The sequence below is a fragment of the Cellulomonas sp. plas2 genome (assembly GCF_057221735.1).
Genome location: NZ_CM170155.1, coordinates 1885102 through 1906440, shown reverse-complemented (window position 1 = coordinate 1906440; position 21339 = coordinate 1885102). Strand labels below are relative to the sequence as shown.

Here is a 21339-nt window from a genome sequence, read left to right as displayed (position 1 = left end):
GGGCACGCGTCCGGACCGGTCATCCCGGCGGCGCGGCTGCCGATCGGGGGGACGTGCACACCCTCGCCGTCGACCAGGGCTGGAGCGCCGCGCTCGGCCTCGTCGCCGCCGGCGTGCTGCTCGGCGTGCTCCCCGCCCTGCTGCCCCGCGTGCTCGCGCGGCGACGGGCCCGGCAGGCGGGGGACGAGGTGGAGCGCACGGCCGGGCACGAGGCGGCGCGCGCCGCGCTGCTCCAGGTCCAGGACGCGGACGCGGACGCCGTCGTCGAGCGGGCCACGGACCTGGTGCGCGCCGCGCTCTGGAGGGACGACGTCGAGGTGCGGCTGCACCGGCCGGCGGAGGACCGCGCCGAGGCGCACGTCGCCGTCGCACCGGGCGCGCCGCCGCTGGACGTGCGGGGGGCGGCGTTCGTGCAGGAGGTGGGTCTCGTCGTCGACGCGCTCGTCGAGCGGGCGTGGCTGCGCGAGCGTCTCGACCGCACCGTCCGCACCGACCCGCTGACGGGCCTCGCGAACCGCATGGCGCTGGACGCGCGGCTCGACCCCGCCACCGACGACGCGCTGCTGCTGGTCGACGTGGACACGTTCCGGGCGGTCAACGACGTGCACGGCCACGCGACGGGCGACGCCGTGCTGCGCGACGTGGCGGGGCACCTCCGGCGCGCGGCGGGCGGCGCGTTCGTCGCCCGGCTGGGTGCCGACCAGTTCGTGGTGCTCCCCGGGGGCGACGAGGCCGGGCGCGGGGCCGGGCACGAGGCCGGGCACGAGGCCGGGCGCGAGGCCGGGCGCGAGGCCGGGCAAGACATCGCGCACGACACCGCGCACGACACCGCGCACGACACCCGGCGCGACCACGGGGTCGACGCGGCCGGGAGCCTCGCGGACCTCGCCGAGCGGGTCGCCGGGGAGCTGCCCGGCGGCACGGGGGTGGCGGTGCGGCTGTCGGCCGGGCTGGCGTCGCGGTCGGCGGGCGAGCGGCGGCCGGTCCCCCTGCTGCAGCGCGCGGAGGCGGCGCTGGAGGAGGCCCGTGCCACCGGCGCCGGCTGGCTCGCCTTCGACGCGGCGATGGAGGAGCGGCGCGCCGGGGAGCACCGGCGGCGCGCGGCGATGCTCGCCGGGGTCGCGGACCAGCGGTTCGTCGCCCACCTGCAGCCCATCGTCGACGTGCGGACGCTGGCCGTGGCCGGGGTGGAGGCGCTGGCGCGCTGGGAGCGCGGCGACGAGGTCCTGTCGCCCGCGGCGTGGCTGCCCCTGGCCGAGGAGTCGGGCCTCATCGTGCCCATCGGGGCGGACATGCTGCGCCAGGCGGGGCTCGTGCACGACCGGCACGGCCTGGCGGTCTCCGTCAACGTCGCGCCGCAGCAGCTGACCGACCCGGGCTTCGTCGCGACGGTGGAGCAGTCCTGGGGCGCACGCCCGTGGTCGGCGCTCACGCTGGAGATCACCGAGGGCGCGCTCCTCGTCACCGAGGAGGTGCTGCCGGCGCTGGTGGCCCTGCGCGCCCGGGGCGCGCGCATCTCCCTCGACGACTTCGGGACGGGCTTCAGCTCGCTCGCACGGCTCGTCGACCTGCCCGTCGACGAGCTCAAGATCGACCGGAGCTTCGTGCAGGCGCTGGGCACGGGGCGCGGGCGGGCGGTGCTGGCGGCGGTCGTCGAGCTGGCGCGTGCGCACGACCTCGCGGTCGTCGCCGAGGGCGTCGAGACGCCGGACCAGCTCGCGGCCCTCGCGGGGCTCGGCGTGGACCACGTGCAGGGCTACCTGCTCGGCCGCCCGTCCCCCGAGCCGCCGGCGCGGGCCGTGGTCGAGCTGCCGGAGCCCCACCGCCGCCGGTGGGCCGCCCACGTCAGGGCAGCAGCGTCGGCTTCAGCTCCGACAGGCGCGCGAGCAGCCCGTTGACGAAGGACGGCGACTCGTCCGTGGACAGCGCGGCCACGAGCGCGACCGCCTCGTCCATCGCGACGGCGTCCGGCACGTCGTCGTTCCAGAGGATCTCCCACGCGCCGAGGCGCAGCGCCGCCCGGTCCACCGAGGGCATGCGCTCGATCGTCCAGCCGTGCGCGTAGGTCGCGAGCAGCTCGTCGATGCGCTCGCGGTGCGCGACGACGCCCTCGACGAGGTCCACCGAGTACTGCGGGACCGCCGTCTCGCGGCCCGGGTCGACGATGCGCTGCGCGAGCAGGTCCGCGGGCGCGACGCCGCGCTGGTCCGCCTCGAAGAGGATGTCCAGCGCCCGGCGCCGCGCCTTGCTGCGGGCCGCCACGTCAGTCGTTCACGCGGCCGAGGTAGCTCCCGTCACGGGTGTCCACCTTGACCTTCGTGCTGGCCTCGAGGAACAGGGGCACCTGGATCTCGTAGCCCGTCTCGAGGGTGGCGGGCTTCGTGCCGCCGGTGGAGCGGTCGCCCTGCAGGCCCGGCTCCGTGTAGGTGATCTCGAGGACGACCGACGGCGGCAGCTCCACGTAGAGCGGGACGCCCTCGTTGGTGGCGACCATGACGCTCTGGTTCTCGAGCAGGAAGTTCGCGGCGTCGCCCACCGTGGCCTCGGCGACCGGCAGCTGGTCGTACGTCACGGTGTCCATGAAGACGTAGTCCGTGCCGTCCTTGTACAGGTACTGCATGTCGCGCTTGTCGACGTTGGCCGTCTCGACCTTCAGGCCGGCGTTGAACGTGCGGTCCACGACCTTGCCGGACAGGACGTTCTTGAGCTTGGTGCGCACGAACGCACCACCCTTGCCGGGCTTCACGTGCTGGAACTCCACGACGGTCCAGAGCTGGCCGTCGATCTTCAGCACGGTGCCGTTCTTCAGGTCGTTCGTCGTCGCCACAGTCGTCGCTCTCCGTCGTCTCGTCGCCTCGGTGCCATCCCGGTGCCCCGCCTCCGGCCGGCGGTCGTCCGGTGCCGCGCGCGGGCCGGGCCCGCGGGCACGGTCGGGACCGGTGAGAGCCGGTCGGCGGGCCCGCGGCGCGGCAGACCGCCGACCATCGTAGCGGTGCCTCCGCCGACGCCGTGCCTCAGCCGACGAGCAGCGCCCGCACGCCGATGCCGACGGCGGCGGACCAGACGAGCGAGGCCAGCGTGCCGATGACGAACCGCTCGGACGCCACGGGGTTCTGCTGCAGCTCCGGGTAGCGGCCCAGGCCCTTGACGGCGACGACGACCGCGACGCCCTCGGGCTGGCCGAGCAGCAGCGAGCCGGTGACGGCCAGCCGCTCCAGCACGCCGATCCAGGTGCCGCCGCGCAGCACGGTCCTCGCGCGCGGTCCGTCGGGGGCGTCCGCGGCCTGCGCCTCGATGCGGCGCGCGCGCTCCTCGGGGTCCTCGGGGAGCGCCTGCGGACCCGTGCGCGGCGACCGCAGGCCCGTGCGGGACGCCGCTCGCAGCATCCCGACGGTGAAGAGCCAGCCGCCGACGACGGACAGGACGAGCGCCCCGACCACGACGAGGGTGACGGCGAGGGGCGCGGCCGACGGCAGGGCGGGGGTCACGCGCCGACGGTCGTCGGCACCGGGCCGGCTGTCAACCGCGGCCCGCGGCGTCCCCGGGGCCCTCGTCCTGGTGGCCCGTACCGCCCTGCGCGCGCTCGAGGAGCCGGGCGGCCGTCGGCAGCGCGGCCTGCTCCTCCGCCCACAGCGCGGCGCGCAGGCGCTGGCTGACGGCCTGCTGCGTGACGCCCAGCCGTCGCGCGACGCGGTCCTGCCCCGGCCCGTCGGTGAGGAGGGCGTCGACGGCCTGCCAGCCGGCGTCGCTGCGCCGGGCCCGCAGGGCCCCGAGCAGGACGAGCACGGCCTCGGCGTCCTCGGCCGCGGTCGGGTCGTCGCCCCGCACGGCCAGGGCGACCGGCCGCTGGCGGCCCTTGGCCGCCGTCACCGCGTCACGGGCGTGCACGAAGGCGCGGCCCGACGAGGCCCTCGACGAGCTCGCCAGGACCTCCACGCCCCCGGCGCCGATCCCCACGCTCCAGCCGCCCCCGCGCAGCACGTCGAGGGCGGTGCGGACGGCCGTCGACGCGTCCGCGACGACGGCCTGCACCTCGTCGCCCACCGTGCGCTCGAACGGACGCACGGCGGGGACGTCGGCCAGCCGCGCCAGGAGCTCCTCCACGCGGTCGCCCGTGCGGCGGCTGCCCTTCTGGTCGATCGTGAGGACGAGCACGGCCCCATGCTGCAGCCTTGTACGCGTCAGCACAAGCCTGCGGACCTGTCCGGCCCGTTGCGAGCGGGTGCTCCCCGGTACGGCCGTGTCGGTGCCCCGTGCGACGATCGCGCCGTGAACCGCCCCCCGCTCGTCCTCGTCGGCCCGCCGGGCGTGCCCGTCGCGGCCGTCGCGCGCGCGGTGGCGACGCGGGTCGGGCGGACGCTGGTGGACACGGACGAGGCCCTCGTCGCCGCGACGGGCAGGTCCGTGACCGAGCAGCTCGTCGAGGACGGCGAGGAGGTGCTGCGGTCGCGCGAGCGGACGGTCGTCGCCCCGGCGCTGGCGCTCGACGCGGTCGTCGCGCTCGGGTCGGGCGCCGTCCTGCACCCCGCGACGCGGGCGGAGCTCGTCGCCACGGGAGCCGGGGCGCCGGTCGTCGTGCACCTCGAGCTGGACGCGGCGGCCTCCGCGCGGCGCGCAGGCCTCAACGCGCCGGGCGCGGTCGCGCTCGGGGCGACGCGGGCCCGCTGGCGGGCGCTGCACGCCGAGCGCACCGCGGTCCTGGCCGACGTGGCGGACCTCGGGGTCGACGCCTCCGCCGAGGACCCGGAGGTCGTCGCGGAGGCCGTGCTCGCGGCGCTCGCCAGGTGGGCGACGACGCCCCCCTCGGCGGCCGGGCCCCAGGATGGGGTGCTGTGAGCACGGTCCCGTCCCCCGCGACGCCCACGGGCGCGCCGTCCGCCGCGCCGCCCCTCACGCCGTCGGGCACATCGTCGGTCACACCGTCGGTCACGTCATCGGGCGAGTCCGACGCCCCCCGCGTCCGCGTCGTGCGGGTGGGCACGGTCGAGCTCGGTGCGGGGCGGCCGAAGGTCGTCGTCCCGCTCACGGCCGCCGACACCGCCGGGCTGGTCGAGGAGGCGCGGGCCGCCCGGGGCGCGCACCCCGACCTCGTCGAGTGGCGCGTGGACCACCTCCGGGCGGGGCTGGCGCCGCGGGAGGTGGTGGCGGCCGGGCGCGCGCTCGTCGCCGCCCTGGAGGGTCTCCCGCTGCTCGTGACCGTGCGGACCGCGGCCGAGGGCGGTGCGGCCGACCCGGACGACACGACCTGGGCCGCCGCGCTGGAGGCGGCGGTGGCGGAGGGTCTCGCCGACGCGGTGGACGTCGAGGGCGCACGGGGGGCGGACGCGGTCGCGCGCGTGGTCGCCGCCGCGCGGCACGCCGGCGTCCCCGTGGTCGCCTCCCGGCACGAGGTGCGGTCGACGCCGCCGCAGGACGTGCTCACCGAGCGCCTCCTCGCGCTGGGCGCCACCGGTGCGGACGTCCTCAAGATCGCCGTGATGCCGCAGGCCCCGGAGGACGTGCTCGCGCTGCTCGGGGCGACGCGGGCGGCGTCGCTGCGCACGGACCGGCCCCTGGTGACCATGGCGATGGGTCCGCTCGGGGTCCTGACGCGGCTCGGCGGCGGGGTGTTCGGGTCGTGCGCGACGTTCGGCCGGGTGGGACGCGCGTCGGCCCCGGGCCAGGTCGCGGTGGCGCCGCTGCGGGCGGCGCTGGCGGTCGTGCACGGCGCGGACGACGAGGGCGTCGTGGCCGGGGCCGACCACGCGCCGGGGCGTGCCCGGTGACCGGTCCGACGACCCGTCCGACGGCCGGACCGGGCACCGATCCGGGCACCGATCCGGGCACCGAGCCGGGCACCGAGCCGGGCACGGGAGGGCGTGCGCGGCCTGCGGGTCCGCTCGTCGTGCTGTGCGGTCCCATGGGCTCGGGCAAGACGTCGGTCGGGACGGAGCTGGCCCGGCGCTGGGGCGTCACGCTGCGCGACAGCGACCGGGACGTCGAGGTGGCGGCCGGCAGGACGGTGGCGGAGGTCTTCGCCGAGAGCGGCGAGGAGGCGTTCCGCGCGCTCGAGCACGCCGCGGTCGGGCGGGCGCTCGCGGAGCACGCCGGCGTCCTGGCCCTCGGCGGCGGAGCCGTGCTGCACCCGCGCAGCCGGGCGGCGCTCGAGCGGTACGCCGGTGCGGGTGGTGCCGTCGTGTTCCTCGACGTCGGCGCGGACGCCGTCGCCGACCGGGTGCTCGGCGACACGACGCGGCCCCTGCTTGCCGGTGACGCGCGGGCGCGGTGGACGGAGATCGCGGAGAGCCGTCGTCCCGTCTACACCGCCCTCGCGACCCACCGGGTCGTCACCGACGGCCGTACGCCCGCGGAGGTCGCCGCCCTCGTCGAGCAGGCCGTCCAGAGCGACGGCCCCCACACCGTCCCCGACGGCGTCCCCCACGACCAGTTCCACGACCGACCGCACGACCAGCCCCACGACAGACCTGCCGACGGCACGGCCACCGTCAGCACCCCGGAGGACTCCCCATGACCGAGCAGGTCCCCGCCACCGAGCCCGCCACCGAGCCCGCTACCGAGCCCGCCACCGAGCCCGGCGCGGGCGACGCACCCGTGCGCGTGACCGTCGCCGGGCAGGCGCCCTACGACGTCGTCATCGGGCGGCACCTCCTCGGTGCACTCGACGGGCTCGTGGGGCCCGACGCGCGCACGGTCCTCGTCGTGCACCCGACCGCGATGGCCACGACGGCAGAGGCGGTGCGCGACGACCTCGCCCGGACGGGCCGCACGGTGCTCCTGGCGGAGGTGCCGGACGCGGAGGCGCAGAAGACCGCGCAGGTCGCGGCCTTCCTCTGGGGCGTGCTCGGCCAGGCGGACGTCACCCGCTCCGACGTCGTCGTCGGGCTCGGCGGCGGGGCGACGACGGACCTGGCGGGCTTCGTGGCCGCGACGTGGCTGCGTGGCATCCGCGTGGTCCAGGTGCCGACGACGCTGCTCGGCATGGTCGACGCGGCCGTCGGCGGCAAGACGGGGATCAACACGACGGAGGGCAAGAACCTCGTCGGCGCCTTCCACCCGCCCGCCGGGGTGCTGGCCGACCTCGCCGCCCTGGCGAGCCTGCCCCGCAACGACCTCGTGGCCGGGCTCGCCGAGGTCATCAAGTGCGGCTTCATCGCCGACCCGGTCATCCTCGACCTCGTCGAGCAGCACGCGGCGGAGATCACCGACCCGGAGCGGGCCGCGGCGTCCCCGGTGCTGGCCGAGCTCGTCGAGCGCGCCGTCCGCGTGAAGGCGCGCGTCGTCGGGGAGGACCTCCGGGAGGCGGGGCTGCGCGAGATCCTCAACTACGGGCACACGTTCGGGCACGCCGTGGAGCACGTGGAGCGCTACCAGTGGCGGCACGGGGCGGCCGTCTCCGTCGGGATGGTGTTCGTCGCCGAGCTCGCGCGGCTGGCCGGCCGGCTCGACGAGGCGGTCGTCGAGCGCCACCGTCGCGTGCTCCGCGCCGTCGGGCTGCCGACGACGTACCGGGGCGACCGCTGGGAGCAGCTGGTCGCCGCCATGCGGCGCGACAAGAAGACACGGGGCGACCTGCTGCGCTTCGTCGTGCTCGAGGACGTCGGCAAGCCGACCCGCCTCGAGGGGCCCGACCCGACCCTGCTCGTCGCGGCGTACGCCGAGGTCGCGGAGGGCGCGCCGGCGCCGGGCCGTGCCATCGCCCTCTAGACCGACGGTCAGCCGGGAGGCGCCTGCCCCGTGCCGGACGGGGTGAGCGTCCGCTCGGGGCGCGCCTCCCGGTCGACGGAGGCCTGGGGTGTCGCCGGCACCTGCCCGGCCCGGCGGCGGGGTCGCCACACCGCGACCACCGCGGCGAGGACCGTCAGCACGACGGCGTACCGGAGGACCGTGCGCGGCTCGGCCGCGGCGTGGGCGAGGACGACCAGCACCAACGGCACCGCGACGAGCAGGCGGTGGCGGCCGAGCCTGGGGGTGGGGCGCTCGTGCGCCGCGAGCACGACGACGAGCAGCAGGGGTGCCGCGTAGTAGACGAGGTAGACCGGGTCGAGGAGCAGCCGGACCGCGACGAGCACCGCGACCAGGGCTGCCGGCGGCGGACGCAGGACGACGGCCGTCACGCCCACGGCGACCACCACCGCCCCCGCCTGCGCCAGCCGGACGACCCAGCCCGCGTGCGTGGCGGCCGGGTCCAGGAGCCACGGGAGCGTCCACGGCGTCACCGCCCACTCCTGGTGCAGCATGCGGAAGGTGCCCAGCAGGACGAAGGGCGCGTAGGTGGCGAAACTGCCGGCCGCGGTCGCGACGCCCGCGACGAGGAGGGTCCGGGCGGGCAGCTGCAGGAGGACCGCCGCGCCCAGCGCCCCGGTCGGCTTCAGCGCGGCCGCGACCACGACGAGCACGGCCGCCGCGACCACCCGGCGGTCACGGGCGGCGGCGGCGGACAGGCACCACAGGAGGGCGATCGCGAGCTCCTCCGGGTGCGCGAGGGTCACGGGTCGCGCGGTGGCGACCACGGCGACGACCACCCCGCCGGCGGCGACCCCGGCGGCACCCGCGCGCGACACGGGCGACGCCCGGTGCACCAGCAGCCGCGCGACGAGGACCGCCAGGACGGTCAGCGCCGCCCACGCGGCCCCGACCGACACCACGACGGGGTCGGCGCCGACGGCACCCGCGACGCGGGCGACGAGACCGACCAGCAGCAGGTGCAGCGGACCGATCTGATACCAGGGGTCGTCGTAGACGTCCCAGCGCCCGTCAGCGAGCAGCCGCAGCCCCGCGGCGACGAACTCCGGCTGGTCCTGGGCCCCCGACCGGGCCGCGGTGAGCGAGGCGAGCAGCCCGCAGGCCACGGGCAGCAGGGCGAGCAGCAGCCCCGACCGCACCCGTGCCGGCGGCTGCGGCACCGCTCAGCGCAGGGTGGCGGGCACGGCCTCGAGGTAGGCCTCGAGGTTGCGCCGGACCTCCGGCACCGAGTCCCCGCCGGTCTTCTCCAGCAGGGCGTCGGCCAGGACCAGGGCCACCATGGCCTCGGCCACGACCGCGGCGGGCGGGACGGCGCACACGTCCGAGCGCTGGTGCTGCGCCGCCGCGACCTCGCCCGTGGCGGTGTCGATGGTCCGCAGCGCCCGCGGCACGGTCGAGATCGGCTTCATAGCGGCCCGTACCCGCAGGACCTCGCCGTTGGACATCCCGCCCTCGACGCCGCCGGCGCGGTTGCTCGTGCGGCGGATGCGGCCGTCGGGGCCGGGCTCGATCTCGTCGTGGGCGGCCGAGCCGCGGCGGGCAGCCGTGCGGAAGCCGTCGCCGACCTCCACGCCCTTGATGGCCTGGATGCCCATGAGCGCCGCCGCGAGCCGGGCGTCCAACCGGCGGTCGCCCTGCACGTAGGACCCCAGCCCGGAGGGCACGCCGTAGGCGAGCACCTCGACCACACCACCGAGGGTGTCCCCCGCCTTGTGGCAGTCGTCGATCTCGGCGACCATCGCGGCCGACGTGGCCGGGTCCGCGCAGCGCACGGGGTCGGCGTCGAGCCGGGCGACGTCGTCGGGCAGCGGGAGCGGGGCGTCCTCCGGCACGGCGACCGGGCCGATCGCCACGACGTGCGACACGAGGCGGACGCCGGCGGCCTGCTCGAGGAGCGCCGCCGCCACGGTGCCGAGGGCCACGCGGGTCGCCGTCTCGCGGGCGGACGCCCGCTCGAGGACGGGGCGCGCGTCGTCGAACCCGTACTTGCGCATGCCGACGAGGTCGGCGTGACCGGGGCGCGGACGCGTCAGCGGCGCGTTGCGCGCCCGCTGCAGCAGCGCGGGGTCGTCCACCGGGTCCGCGGCCATGACGTCGACCCACTTGGGCCACTCGGTGTTGCCGATCTCCACCGCCAGGGGGCCACCCTGCGTGAGGCCGTGCCGCAGCCCGGCCAGGATGCGGACCTCGTCCTGCTCGAAGGACATCCGCGCGCCCCGGCCGTAGCCGAGGCGGCGGCGGGCGAGGGCGGCGCGGACGTCGTCGGTCCGCAGCGCCACCCCGGCGGGGACGCCCTCGATCAGCCCGACGAGGGCCGGTCCGTGCGACTCCCCGGAGGTCAACCAGCGCAGCATGGGGCCGATCCTCCCACGCGGTCCGGCACGGTCGTCCCACGAGCCCGGGCTGCGGACGGGGTGGTGCCGGTGGCGCGTCTCAGCCGAGCGGGACGAGCGGGTTCTTGCCCGGCACCGCCGGCGGGAGGGCGTCGGTGGACGACGCGGCACCGGACGCCGGGGCCGGTGAGGTCCCCGTGCCCGTCGTCGCGGGCAGCGCCCAGACGGTGGCCCCGAGGGTGAGCTCGACGTCGCCGACCGTGGTGGCCGGGCGGCCGCCGGCGGCGGGTGCGTCGGTCACCGCGGTGGCCGTCACCGAGCTGACGACGGTGAGCCGGCGCTCGTCGCGCTGGAGGTCGTCGACGAAGGCGAGGGCGTCGGCGTAGGCCCCGATGACGCTCAGGGTCAGCGGGACCGCGACCGTCCCGGGCGGCGCCGTGACGGCCGCCGCCGTCGTCGTCGCGGTCGCGGTCGCGGTCGTGGTCGCGGTCGTGGTCGCCGTGGTCGCCGTGGTCGTCGTCGTGGCGGTCGCCGCGCCCGTCGTCGTGGAGGCCGTGCCGTCGGTCGTGGCCGTCGCGGCTGCGGGGGCGCTCGTCGTCGTCCCGGCGGCGGCGCCCGTGCCCACGAGGACGGGCGTGCCGGGACCGGCCGAGGTGAGGGTGACGCCCGCGGCGGAGGCGAGGTCGTCGACCTGGCGCAGGTAGTCGGCGAGGCCGGCGTCGTCGGGCACCTGCGCGCGCAGGGCCGCGAGCTGCCCCTGGTACTCCCCCAGCCGCGCGAACTGCTCCCCGAGCTGGGCGATGCGGGCGCGCTGCACGTCGTTGGCGGCCCGGGCGTCCTGCGCCTGGGTGCGCACCTCGGCGGCCGACGTCAGGACGGGCCCGACGAGCAGCAGCCACGACGCGGCGAGGAGCGCGGCCACCAGCAGCGCGGTGCCGAGCACCCACGAGGACGTGCGGGACGTGGTCATGTCAGCCCTCCTGCTGCCCGGCGTACCGGCCGGCGAGCGCGTCGCCCGTCAGCTGGGCCGTCACGGTGACGGTGTAGTGGTCGCCGGCGGCGTCGGTGCTCGTCCGGGTCACGCCGGAGAACCAGACGCCGTCGAGACCCGGCAGGGCGTCGAGGGCGTCCTGCAGGTCCGCGACGGCCGGGACGGTGCGCGACTCCAGCGAGAGCGCGATGCTGCCGATCCCGGCGGCCTGCAGCGGGGTCGCGGCGGCGGGCGGGGTCAGGCCCAGGGGGTCGGGCCCGCTCGCGGTGAGGGTGGCGATGCTGGTGCCCGCCGGGAGCACGGCGGCGATCGCGTCGACGTAGGGCTGCCAGAGCACCTCCGTCGAGGTCGCGGCGGCACGGGCCTGCTCGACCTGCGCGACCTCGCCGAGCACCTGCGGCACCTGCGCGTAGCCCTCGGCCTGCCGGGTGAGCTCCGCGGCCTGCGCGGCCACCTCGGTGAGCTCGGCGTCGGCGCGCGCCTGCGTCGTGATCGCGCCCGCGTACCCCGCGGCGACGAGCACGACGACGCACGCGACGCCGCCCAGCAGCCGGCGCTTGACGACGGCGAGGGCACGCCCGGCACGGATGTCGGCGGGCAGGAGGTCCACCTGGACGGGACCGCCGAGCACGGTGGCGGCCGCGGTGCCCCGTCGCACGCCGAGCCCCCCGAACCGCGCGCCGGGGCGACCGGCCCCCGAGGGCGCCGGGGCGAGCGGGACCCCGGCCTGGGCGGAGGCCGTCGGGCTCGTCGGGGTCGTCGTCATGCCGCCACCCCCGACGCCAGCCCGACGGGCAGGGCGACGAGCGAGCCGGCGCCGTCGAGGGCCGTCCGGTCCACCGCACGGCCGAGGTCGTACCCCGCGAGCGCGTCGCCGAGCACCGCGGGCAGCCGCGTCGTGCTCGACAGGAGCTGCCCGAGACCGGCCAGGTGCACCCCGCCGCCGGTGAGCACGACGAGCTCGACGCGTGCGCCGGTGTGCTGGCCGGCGTAGTAGACGAGCGTGTTGCGCACGGACTCGACGAGGGCCCGGCACGTGCGGTCGACCGCCTCGGCGGCGGCGGCCAGCTCGGGCGGCACCGCCCCGGGGACCGCCCCGGCGCCCGTGCCGAGGCGACGCTTGGCGACCTCGGCCTCGGCCGGCGGCACCTCGAGCGCCGCCGCCACCGCATCGGTGACGTGCTGGCCGCCGGAGGGGATGACGCGGACGAGGCGGGGACGTCCGCCGGTCGCGACGACGACGTTCGTCAGCCGCGCACCGACGTCCACGAGGGCGACGGTGCGCTCGGCGTGCTCGCCGCGCGCCAGGGCCCGCAGGAGCGCGAACGCGTTGAGGTCGACCATCGTCGGCCGGAGCCCCGCGTCCTCGACGGCGCGCAGGTTGGCGGAGACGGTGTCGCGCTGGGCGGCCACGAGCATCCCGTGCACCGTCCGGCCGGTCTCCCCCTCCGTCTCGTCGGTGGGGTGGAAGTCGAGGATCGCGTCGGCCGCCCCGACGGGCAGCAGCTCCTGCACCTGGAGCGGCAGGGACGCCTTGAGCTGGGCGAGCGGCAGCCACGGCAGGTCGAGCTCGCGCACGACGACGCGCTGGTTGCCGACGCCGATGACGACGTCCTTGTGGCTGAAGCCCGTGCGGGACCACAGCTCGCGCAGCGCCTGCGAGACGACGAGGGCGTCGACGACCTCGCCCTCGCGCACGGCGCCCGCCGGCAGCCGGTGCTCGCCGTAGCGGACGAGCGTGGGTCGCGGACGTCGCGAGGACCCCGCGGGCGCGACCTCGGCCGCGCGCACGGCGGTGGTGCCGATGTCGAGGCCGATGACGTGCCTGCTGGCCACGGTGGTCCTTCCGTCCGTCCGGGGAGGGTTCGGCGGCCCGCGCCTGCGTGCGGGCGGGGCGCCGCCGTCCGGACCATCGGCGGTCCGGCGGCGGGTGTGAGGACTCAGAGCAGGCCGAGGTACCCCGACCACAGCGACGGCCCGGCGACGAGGCCGACCCAGGCGCCCGCGAGCATCCACGGCCCGAACGGGATGCCCGTGCGGCGGTCCGCGCGGCGCGACAGCAGCAGCAGCGCCCCGAAGGCACCGCCCAGCACGAACGCCGCGAACCCCCCGACGACGAGCGCGCCCCAGCCGGCCCACGCGAGGTGCAGGCCCAGCACGCCCGCGAGCTTGACGTCGCCGAGCCCCATGCCACCGGGCGCGACGAGCCAGATGACGAGGTAGAGGCCGAGGAGCACCGCGGCGCCCACGAGGCCCCGCACGAGCGGGGCGAGGTCGCCCTGCCCGCCGGGGGCGAGGCACGCCAGGGCGACGAGCACGACGCCGACGACGGACGCCGGCCCGACGATCGCATCGGGCAGGCGGTGCAGGTCGAGGTCGACCAGCGCGAGGACGATGCTCACCGCCGCGAGGTGCAGGAGCGCGGGCAGCGCCCAGGACGCGCCGACCCAGGCCGCGACGGCCCCGAACGCCACCGCCGTCCCCGCCTCGACGAGCGGGTACCGCACGGAGACGGGCCGTCGGCAGTCCCGGCACCGGCCGCGCAGGAGCAGCCACGACACGACCGGCACGTTGTCGCGCGGGCGCACGGGCGCACCGCACCCGGGGCACGCGCTGGGCGGCCGCACGACCGACAGGCCGCGTGGCACCCGCCAGACGACGACGTTGAGGAAGGACCCGACGAGCAGCCCCAGCAGCGCGACGGCCGGGACGAGGACGGCCTGCGGGACGGACGGGTCGGCGGCGGGCACCAGTGCGCTCACGCGATCACCCGGCCGGCTCGAGGTAGTTGCCGAGGGTGGCGCTGATCTGCTCCGGCAGGGCGTTCCACTTCTGGCCGGGGCCGCCCGTGCACGAGGTGACGACGAGTCGCGACCAGCTCGTCGCGCCGCGCTCTCCCAGGTCGATGCAGCGGCCGAGATGGTCGACGAAGGTCCAGCTGGTCCGGTAGTCGCCGGTGTCGGCGAAGCGGGTCCACTGCTGGTCGGCGGCCGTGGCGCTGCAGGCGGACGTGAGGGTCGGGTACGACGAGCCGGAGCCCGGCGCCGGGGTCTGCAGGCAGTAGCGCTGGGCCGTGCTGTTGTCCCGCAGGACGGAGATCTGCTGCGTGCGCGACACCGCGGGCGCGACGGGCTCCTCGTAGTACCACTTGTGGTTCCACTTGAGCAGGCTGCCGCCGCTGGGGTCCTGCTTGCACGGGTAGACGATCATGTACGCGAAGCCGACCTGCTCGTTGGTGACGTCGAAGCAGCGCCCGAACTCGAGGTAGCTGACCACCTGGCGGGTGCTGACGCTCGCGGCACCGGGGCCGACGGCGGGGTCGGGGTCGAACGAGCCCCACTCGGCGTTCGAGGCGCACGACGTGCCGATGCTCAGGCGCCGGTCGCGCAGGTCCGCGATCGTCGTCGACGTCGTGCCGGCGGACAGGCAGTACGCCGAGTAGTTCGTGATGGCCTGGTTCTCCCCCTGCCACCGCGCGCCGCCCTGCCAGCTCCAGAGCTGGTTCCACCGTCCGGCGTCGCTGCGGCACGGCTGCAGCAGGGCGTCGACGGTGGGCGACGAGGCGGTCGGCGGCCCGGTGACGCACAGCGGCGTCTGGCCCGGCGACGTGGTGACGGCGAGCTTGATGCCGTACGTGCTGTCCCAGATCCACAGCTCGCGGACGTCGTCGGCGCCGCAGGTGTCCGCCGCGGCGTACGTCACCGCCGAGCCGGCGGTGTCCGACGTCGCGCGCAGGCAGTAGCTGTGGCCGAGCGTCCAGATGCGGCCACCGGCCACGTTCGTGTTCGTCGTGCGGAAGCGGTAGACCGAGACGATCGTGCGGTCGCCCTCCCCCGCCTCGAGCAGGGGCCCGCCCGGGACGACGCCCGCGGAGGCGATGCGCGCGTAGCGCGGCTGGGTCGCGACCCCGCCGCCCGCGGCGCACGGCATGGCGTTCGCCGCCAGCCACGCCGCGTCCCGGCCCGCCGGGTCGTCCTTGTAGTACGCGATCGAGGCGGTGTACCCGAGGCCCGCTGCGCCGGCGGCACCGGCCCCCGCCGACGTCCCGGGCACGGCGGCGGCCACCGTCCCCTGCACGGAGCACGGCAGCTGCGCGAGGTCGCCGTACACGGTCCCCGTGAAGTCCGCCGCGCTCCCGGCGGACCGGATGCGGCTCACGGCCGCCTCGATCCCGGCCTCCGCGGCGAACACGCTGCGTGTGGACTTGCGCTGGTACTGGCCCGGCAGCGCGGCCTGCAGGACGACGCCCATGACGACGACGCTGAGGGCCGTCATGAGGAGGATGACGAGCAGGGCGCTGAGCATCGCCACGCCGGCGTCCGGCGGCGCGCCCCGTCCGACGAGGGCCTCCCGGCGGAGCGCCAGCGCACGGGCGACCGGGCGCAGGACGCCGGTGCGGCGCGGGCGCGGGGGGCGGGGCATGCGCGGGTCCTCCTGGGACGGGCTCGTGGTGGCGGCAGCGGAGACGGCAGTGGTGGCGGGCGTGGAGGCGGACGTGGGGGCGGTCATGGCCGCCCGACGGCCGAGAGGCAGACGGCGAGGTCGCTGCTCCCGTCGCCGTTGGCGTCGGTGTTCGACAGCGACGTCGGGGAGCTGTTGCGGGCGACGAACGACGAGGCGGTCGCGACCTCGACGCCGACGCGGGGGTCGCCGACGGTCAGCGCGACGTCGAGCACCTGGTGCACGAGGGCGCCGGACGCGAGACGGACGGTGAACGGGTAGGTGGCGGACGCTCCGGCGGGTCGCAGCACCTTCGTCGCGACGACGTGCCAGCCGGGGACCACCGGGTTCGTCGTGTCGGTCCAGGTGCGGCGGGCGAGCGTGCCGGCCGCCGGGTCGTAGCGCCACTGGGAGCACTGGGCCTGCCCGGTGACCGACGCGGCAGCGCTGACGCGCAGCTCGACGTAGACCGCACCGCCCGTCCCTGGGCCGGGCAGGTTGAGCGCCTCCGCGTAGCGCACCTGGTGGTCGAGCCGCTGGAAGGCGACCCGGGCGGTGTCCTGCGCGGTCCCGAGCACCTCCGTCCGCACGGTCTCGCGGGTCATCGACACGGTGGCCGACATCGCCACGGCGAGGACGATCGCGAACACCGCCATGGCGACGACCGCCTCGACGAGGGTCAGCCCGGCGTCGGGTCTCCTCCCGCGGTCCCGGGCCGCCCGTGCCCGCCGGCGGGCGCCCGGCCCCGCCGTCACGAGCCCACCTGGACGGTGACGGTGACCGGCGGGGAGACGAGCGCACCGGTGGTCCCCGCACCCTTGGCCGTGTAGGTGAAGGTGCAGGTCGCGGTCGTAGCCGGCGCCGTGAACGCGATGCGGCCGGCGGACGGGTTCGGCTGCGACGCGGCGAAGGTCCCGCACGACGGGGCCGACGCGCCGGCGAGCGTCACCACGGTGTCGTAGGCGTTCGGGACGTCGTTGGTCCCGACGCCCAGCAGGGACGTGGACCCGACCGGCACCGTGAACGTGTCCGGCGCGGGCGCGGGCAGCACGCGGAGCGTCACCGTCCTGGTCTGCGACACGCGGACGCCGTCGGGCGTCCTCACGCGGTAGGTGAAGGTCGAGGTACCCACCGCGGTCGTCGACGGCGTGAAGCCGACCGCCGTGCCGATCGCGCCGGAGGTCGCCGGGGCGCCGCCGACGGTCAGCTGCCCGGTCGGCACGGTCATCGACAGGACCTCGAACAGGTAACCCGCAGGGTTGCCCGTGCGCGTCACCAGGGCCAGGTCCGCGGCGGGCGAGCCGGCTGGCGCGTCGATCGTCAGGTCCTGCACCAGCGGCTCGGGGTACGCGGTCACGGCGACGGTGACGGTGGCGGGGGCGGAGACGAGCCCCGCCGTGTCGGTCACCGTGTACTGGAACGTCACGGTGCCGGTGGTCCCGGGCGGCGTGAGCACGACCGACGTCCCCTGGACCGTCGCGGTCCCGCCCGTCGGGCCGGAGACCACCTGCACGGAGGCGGGCGTCGCGACGTCGTTGGCCGTCACCGGGATCGTCACGGCGGTCGCCTGCACGGTCGAGGCAGAGTCGGCCACGGCCCGCGGACGCACCGACACCCGGCCCGTGCCGGTGTTCGACAGCCGGCCGGCCTGGTCCCGCAGGACGTAGGTGAAGGTCATGACACCGGCGGCGTTCGTCGGCGCGGTGTACTTGACCTTCCCGTCGGCCTGCAGCGCCACGGTCCCGCTGCCGGCGGCCATCATCAGCGACGTCACGGGGTTGTTGCTCACGGGTCCGATGAGGTCGTTGCCCAGCACGTCCAGCACGACCGACGTGCCGAGGTCGGCCGCGGCCTGGTCGTCGACGGCGATGGGCCGCGTGATGTCGTTCCACGGCAGGTCGGCGTGGCCGTCGACGAGGGACGAGGTCTGGTAGCGGCAGGGCGCGCTCGCGGTGCACGTCCCGCCGACCGGGTCCCAGCTCACGACGACCGTGACGCGCAGCAGCCGCGTGGTGCCCGCGGGCTGCGTCACGGGGTCGGCGGTCTGCCCGGCGACGGCGCCGCAGGCGGCGGACGCCACCGCGGTCGGCCGGTAGCACGCGGCGACGAGCGTGCGCACGGTGTAGGTCAGGCCCTCGACGACCGTCGTGCGGGACACGGGGACGGCCGGCACGGAGGACGCCGTGGCGGCCGGGTCCCACACGGGGTAGCCCGCGCCGAGCCCCTCGACCCCGAGCGACTGGGCCGCGGTGACCGCCGCGGTGACCGCCGCCTGCGTCCGGCCCCGGACGAGGCCCGAGACGCCCGACACCTCGAGCGGGGCCACCGCGAGGGCGGCCTCCATGCCGTCGTTGGCGACGGTGACCGCCGTCAGCCCCTGCGCCTGGTGGCGGGCCGTGCGGGTGCCGTTGACGAAGAGCTGCAGCGCCGCCGTCGCGACGACGGCGAGGAGGGCGAGGGCGACGACGACCTCGACGAGGCTGAAGCCCTCGTCGCGCGTGCTGCGGGGCGCTCCCGGCACGGGTGCCGGGGCGGGGTCGTCGCGCACGGGCACCTGCCTCTCGCTGGTGGTGTCGTCGGGTGTGCCGGACGCGGCACGGGCCCCGGTGTGGTCCGGAGCCCGTGCCGCGCGGGTGGTGCGACCGATCAGGCCGGGCGCATCAGGCCGGGCAGGCGGAGGTGCCCTTGGCCATGACGCCGCCGGCCGAGCTGGCGTAGAAGAAGCCGTTCGTCGGCTCGGTGCTGGAGGCGTTGGTGACGCGGAAGCAGAAGCCGCCCGTCGTCGTCGACACGGCGTAGGAGTTCAGGCCGTTGCCCTGGCTGATCCGGGCGGTGTCGGTGATGGCGCCCGTGGCCGCGCCGTCCGTCAGCGTGACGGTGGTGCCGCTGACGTTGAGGGCGGTCGGGTACTTGCCGTTGTCGGTGTAGTAGCTCTCGATCACGGTGGCGACGTTCTTGAGGTCGCCCTTGATCGCGGCGTCGACGGCCTTCTTGCGCTGGTTCATGAACACCGGGATGGCAATGGCCGAGAGGATGCCGATGATGATGACGACGACGAGGAGCTCGATGAGCGTGAAGCCCTTGTCCTTCTCGTCCAGAGACCTGCGAACGCGAGCGATCATGCCCGTCCTCGATTCTTGAGCGTGCCTGGCCTGGGTCGGTGGGCGACGGCTGTGCGCGCGCCCACCGTCCCCATCGGCGCGGGGGCGACGGACCTGAGGCATTCCGCCCGGAAGCGGACGCGTTCACCCGCCGTCCAGCCGCCACCGCGGCCGCGCGCCGGCGACGCTCAGCCGACGAGGTCGAAGACGCCGAAGATGGGCATGTAGAGGGCGACGATCATGCCGCCGATGAGGCCGCCCATGACGACGATCATGATCGGCTCGATGAGGCTCGTGAGCTGTTCCGTCGTCGTCTCGACCTCCGCGTCGTAGAAGTCGGCGACCTTCTCCAGCATCGTGTCGAGGGCACCGGTGTCCTCGCCGACCGCGATCATCTGGACGACCATCGGCGGGAACACCCGGTGCTGCGACAGCGGCCCGGCGAGCGTGCGCCCGCTGCGGACGGAGTCCTGCACGGCGCGGGCGGCACGCTCGACGACGACGTTGCCGCTCGTCTCCCCCACGATCTCCAGCGCCTGCAGCAGCGGCACGCCGCTGGCGAGCATGACGCCGAGGTTGCGGCAGAACCGCGCGATCGCGATCTTGCGCGTGAGCAGCCCGAACACCGGCACCCGCAGGACGAGGGGCTCCACCCGGTCCCGCACGGCGCGGTCGTGGCGGTGCCGGTGGTACCAGGCCGCCCCCAGACCGGCGACGACGGCACCCGGGGCGGCTCCCACCTTCACGACCCCGGACAGCCCGACCAGCGCCTGCGTGACGACCGGCAGCTCCCCGCCGAGGGAGGAGAAGATCCCCGCGAACACGGGGACGATGAACAGCAGCATGCCGACGACGGCGAGCACGGCGATCGCGAGCACCACGGCCGGGTACGTCATCGCCGAGCGGACCTTGGCGCGCAGCGTCAGGTCTCGCTCGAAGGTCGCGGCGACGGACTGCAGGGACCGGTCGAGGAACCCGCCGACCTCCCCCGCCCGCACCATGTTGACCATGAGCGGCGGGAAGACCGCCGGGCGGCGGCCGAGCGCCGTCGACAGCGCCACCCCCGCCTCGACGTCGGCCCGCACCTGCGCGACGACCTTGGCCAGCGGCCGGGACTCGGTCTGCTCGGCGAGGATGCTGAGGGCGCGCAGGAGCGACAGGCCGGCGCTGATCATGGTGGCGAGCTGCCGCGACAGCACCGCGACGTCCTTCAGCCGGATGCGGTCCCCGAGCCCCGGCAGGTGGAGCTCCGCGTGCAGGCCGCCGGTGCGGACCTCCTCGACGGAGACCGCCGCGAGGCCCATCTCCCGCAGCCGGGTCGCGACGACCACCTGGTTCGGGGCGTCGACCCGGCCCTTGACGAGCTTCCCGCGGGCGTCGCGGACGGTGTAGGCGAAGGTGCGGGTCCCACCCGCCGGCGCGGCCATCAGGCGCCGACCAGCGGCGCGGAGGTGCGGCCGGTCAGGCGCCCGTAGTCCTCGACGTGGTGGCACGCGGCCAGGCCCGTCTCGTACGTGATGGTGCCCGCCCGGACGAGCTGGGCGAGGTGCTGGTCCATGGTGTGCATCCCCTGCTGCGCGCCGGCCTGGAGCGCGGAGTAGATCTGGTGGGTCTTGCCCTCGCGGATGAGGTTGCGGATGGCGGGGGTGGCGACCATGACCTCGGTCGCCACGGCGCGGCCCGGGTGGTCGGCGCGGCGGCACAGCGTCTGGCTGACCACGCCCTGGAGGGCGCCGGCGAGCTGCGTGCGCACCTGCGCCTGCTGGGCCGTCGGGAACACGTCGACGATGCGGTCGACCGTCTGCGCGGCGTCCTGGGTGTGGAGGGTCGCGAGCACGAGGTGGCCGGTCTCGGCGGCGGTCAGCGCCACCTGGATCGTCTCGAGGTCGCGCAGCTCGCCGACGAGGATGATGTCGGGGTCCTGGCGCAGCACGTGCTTGAGCGCCGCGGCGAAGGAGTGGGTGTCCGTGCCGACCTCGCGCTGGTTGACCAGGCAGCGCTTGTGCCGGTGGAGGAACTCGATGGGGTCCTCCACCGTCATGATGTGGTCCTCGCGCGTGCGGTTGGCCAGGTCGACGACCGCGGCCAGCGTCGTGGACTTGCCCGAGCCGGTGGGCCCGGTGACGAGCACGAGCCCGCGCGGCAGGCCGGCGAAGGTGCCGACGACGGCCGGCACGCCCAGCGCCTCGAGCGGCGTCACCTCGAAGGGGATGAGCCGGAACACCGCCCCGACGGACTCGCGCTGCTGGAAGAGGTTGAGCCGGAACCGGGCCAGGTCGCGCACCTGGTGGGACAGGTCGAGCTCGAGGTCGGCCTCGAACGTCTCGCGCTGCCGCTGGGTCAGCAGGCCGAAGAGGCTCCGCCGCAGGCCCTCCGGCCGCAGCGGCCCGTAGCCCTCCAGGGGCTGCAGGTCCCCCGACAGGCGGATCATCGGCGGTGCGCCGGCCGTGAGGTGCAGGTCGGAGCCCCCCCGGCGGACCGTCTCGCGCAGGACGGCCTCGACGGGCACGTCGTCCTCGGCGCTCCCCTGCCCGAGCGCGACACGCCCGCCGGGGACGCCCGCGGGCGTCGGGGAGAGGGTGGGCACGAGGGCCGGCACGGTCGGCACGGGTGCCGGGGCGAGGGCGGGCACGGCGGACGAGGTCGCGGCCGCCGGGGGCCGGTCCGGCAGCGGGCTCCAGGTCGCGAACGGGGCGTCGTCGCGGTGGTCGCTCACGGCATCTCCTCCTGG

General features: G+C 76.5%; 21 protein-coding genes. 5 read left to right on the top strand and 16 right to left on the bottom strand.

The window, feature by feature from the left end; all coding sequences use genetic code 11:
- The first annotated feature begins 53 nt into the window (after window positions 1-53).
- The gene (locus AC2TDM_RS08520) at window positions 54-1898 is read left to right on the top strand and encodes an EAL domain-containing protein (protein ID WP_484636359.1); all 1845 of its coding nucleotides are present in this window, start codon (window positions 54-56) and stop codon (window positions 1896-1898) included.
- Here the strand turns inward: AC2TDM_RS08520 and nusB are convergent.
- From nusB to AC2TDM_RS08500, 4 genes are all read right to left on the bottom strand, one after another.
- Window positions 1846-2262 carry a transcription antitermination factor NusB gene (gene nusB / locus AC2TDM_RS08515; protein WP_484636358.1) on the bottom strand — a complete coding sequence of 139 codons (417 nt, stop codon included), beginning with the start codon at window positions 2260-2262 and terminating at the stop codon, window positions 1846-1848. The two genes, AC2TDM_RS08520 and nusB, sit on opposite strands and share 53 nt — an antisense overlap.
- Window position 2263: 1 nt before the next feature.
- Complete coding sequence (gene efp / locus AC2TDM_RS08510; protein ID WP_090030900.1) at window positions 2264-2827, bottom strand: elongation factor P; 564 nt, start codon at window positions 2825-2827, stop codon at window positions 2264-2266.
- 187 nt (window positions 2828-3014) lie between these two features.
- Window positions 3015-3488 carry a hypothetical protein gene (locus AC2TDM_RS08505; RefSeq protein ID WP_239078830.1) on the bottom strand — a complete coding sequence of 158 codons (474 nt, stop codon included), beginning with the start codon at window positions 3486-3488 and terminating at the stop codon, window positions 3015-3017.
- Between the two features lie 31 nt (window positions 3489-3519).
- Window positions 3520-4155 (bottom strand): hypothetical protein, encoded by a 636-nt coding sequence (locus AC2TDM_RS08500; RefSeq protein WP_090030899.1) that lies wholly within the window; start codon window positions 4153-4155, stop codon window positions 3520-3522.
- 114 nt (window positions 4156-4269) lie between these two features.
- Here AC2TDM_RS08500 and AC2TDM_RS08495 point away from each other — a divergent pair, with 114 nt between their 5' ends.
- The 4 genes from AC2TDM_RS08495 (at window position 4270) to aroB (ending at window position 7704) form a co-directional block, all read left to right on the top strand.
- A complete protein-coding gene (locus tag AC2TDM_RS08495) occupies window positions 4270-4836 on the top strand; it encodes a shikimate kinase (protein WP_175499245.1) in 567 nt (188 codons plus the stop codon).
- Window positions 4833-5765, top strand: a complete 933-nt coding sequence (gene aroD, locus AC2TDM_RS08490) for a type I 3-dehydroquinate dehydratase (protein ID WP_175499243.1) — start codon at window positions 4833-4835, stop codon at window positions 5763-5765. Before AC2TDM_RS08495 ends, aroD begins: the two co-directional genes overlap by 4 nt.
- A gap of 119 nt (window positions 5766-5884) precedes the next feature.
- Window positions 5885-6511, top strand: a complete 627-nt coding sequence (locus AC2TDM_RS08485) for a shikimate kinase (protein ID WP_239078831.1) — start codon at window positions 5885-5887, stop codon at window positions 6509-6511.
- On the top strand, window positions 6508-7704 hold the full coding sequence (gene aroB / locus AC2TDM_RS08480; protein ID WP_090030896.1) for a 3-dehydroquinate synthase: 1197 nt from the start codon (window positions 6508-6510) through the stop codon (window positions 7702-7704). Before AC2TDM_RS08485 ends, aroB begins: the two co-directional genes overlap by 4 nt.
- A gap of 8 nt (window positions 7705-7712) precedes the next feature.
- Here aroB and AC2TDM_RS08475 read toward each other — a convergent pair whose 3' ends face one another.
- From AC2TDM_RS08475 to AC2TDM_RS08420, 12 genes are all read right to left on the bottom strand, one after another.
- The gene (locus AC2TDM_RS08475; RefSeq protein ID WP_090030895.1) at window positions 7713-8903 is read right to left on the bottom strand and encodes a hypothetical protein; all 1191 of its coding nucleotides are present in this window, start codon (window positions 8901-8903) and stop codon (window positions 7713-7715) included.
- Between the two features lie 3 nt (window positions 8904-8906).
- Window positions 8907-10097 carry a chorismate synthase gene (gene aroC, locus AC2TDM_RS08470; protein WP_090030894.1) on the bottom strand — a complete coding sequence of 397 codons (1191 nt, stop codon included), beginning with the start codon at window positions 10095-10097 and terminating at the stop codon, window positions 8907-8909.
- 79 nt (window positions 10098-10176) lie between these two features.
- Complete coding sequence (locus tag AC2TDM_RS08465) at window positions 10177-11046, bottom strand: hypothetical protein (RefSeq protein ID WP_090030893.1); 870 nt, start codon at window positions 11044-11046, stop codon at window positions 10177-10179.
- Between the two features lies 1 nt (window position 11047).
- A complete protein-coding gene (locus AC2TDM_RS08460) occupies window positions 11048-11833 on the bottom strand; it encodes a hypothetical protein (protein ID WP_090030892.1) in 786 nt (261 codons plus the stop codon).
- Complete coding sequence (gene pilM / locus AC2TDM_RS08455; protein WP_090030891.1) at window positions 11830-12903, bottom strand: type IV pilus assembly protein PilM; 1074 nt, start codon at window positions 12901-12903, stop codon at window positions 11830-11832. The genes AC2TDM_RS08460 and pilM overlap by 4 nt, the downstream gene beginning before the upstream one ends.
- Before the next feature lie 104 nt (window positions 12904-13007).
- Window positions 13008-13829: a prepilin peptidase gene (locus AC2TDM_RS08450; protein ID WP_308439511.1), complete on the bottom strand. Its 822-nt coding sequence runs from the start codon at window positions 13827-13829 to the stop codon at window positions 13008-13010.
- Window positions 13830-13833: 4 nt separating this feature from the next.
- Entirely contained in the window at window positions 13834-15489 is a 1656-nt protein-coding gene (locus AC2TDM_RS08445) for an RICIN domain-containing protein (RefSeq protein WP_090030889.1), read from the bottom strand.
- An 83-nt stretch (window positions 15490-15572) separates the two neighbouring features.
- On the bottom strand, window positions 15573-16262 hold the full coding sequence (locus tag AC2TDM_RS08440; protein WP_175499241.1) for a prepilin-type N-terminal cleavage/methylation domain-containing protein: 690 nt from the start codon (window positions 16260-16262) through the stop codon (window positions 15573-15575).
- A complete protein-coding gene (locus tag AC2TDM_RS08435; protein WP_484636357.1) occupies window positions 16259-18055 on the bottom strand; it encodes an Ig-like domain-containing protein in 1797 nt (598 codons plus the stop codon). Before AC2TDM_RS08435 ends, AC2TDM_RS08440 begins: the two co-directional genes overlap by 4 nt.
- A gap of 112 nt (window positions 18056-18167) precedes the next feature.
- The gene (locus AC2TDM_RS08430) at window positions 18168-18629 is read right to left on the bottom strand and encodes a type IV pilin protein (protein WP_090030886.1); all 462 of its coding nucleotides are present in this window, start codon (window positions 18627-18629) and stop codon (window positions 18168-18170) included.
- Between the two features lie 167 nt (window positions 18630-18796).
- Complete coding sequence (locus tag AC2TDM_RS08425) at window positions 18797-20035, bottom strand: type II secretion system F family protein (RefSeq protein ID WP_090030885.1); 1239 nt, start codon at window positions 20033-20035, stop codon at window positions 18797-18799.
- Complete coding sequence (locus tag AC2TDM_RS08420) at window positions 20035-21324, bottom strand: type IV pilus twitching motility protein PilT (protein ID WP_239078832.1); 1290 nt, start codon at window positions 21322-21324, stop codon at window positions 20035-20037. Before AC2TDM_RS08420 ends, AC2TDM_RS08425 begins: the two co-directional genes overlap by 1 nt.
- Window positions 21325-21339: the final 15 nt, after the last annotated feature.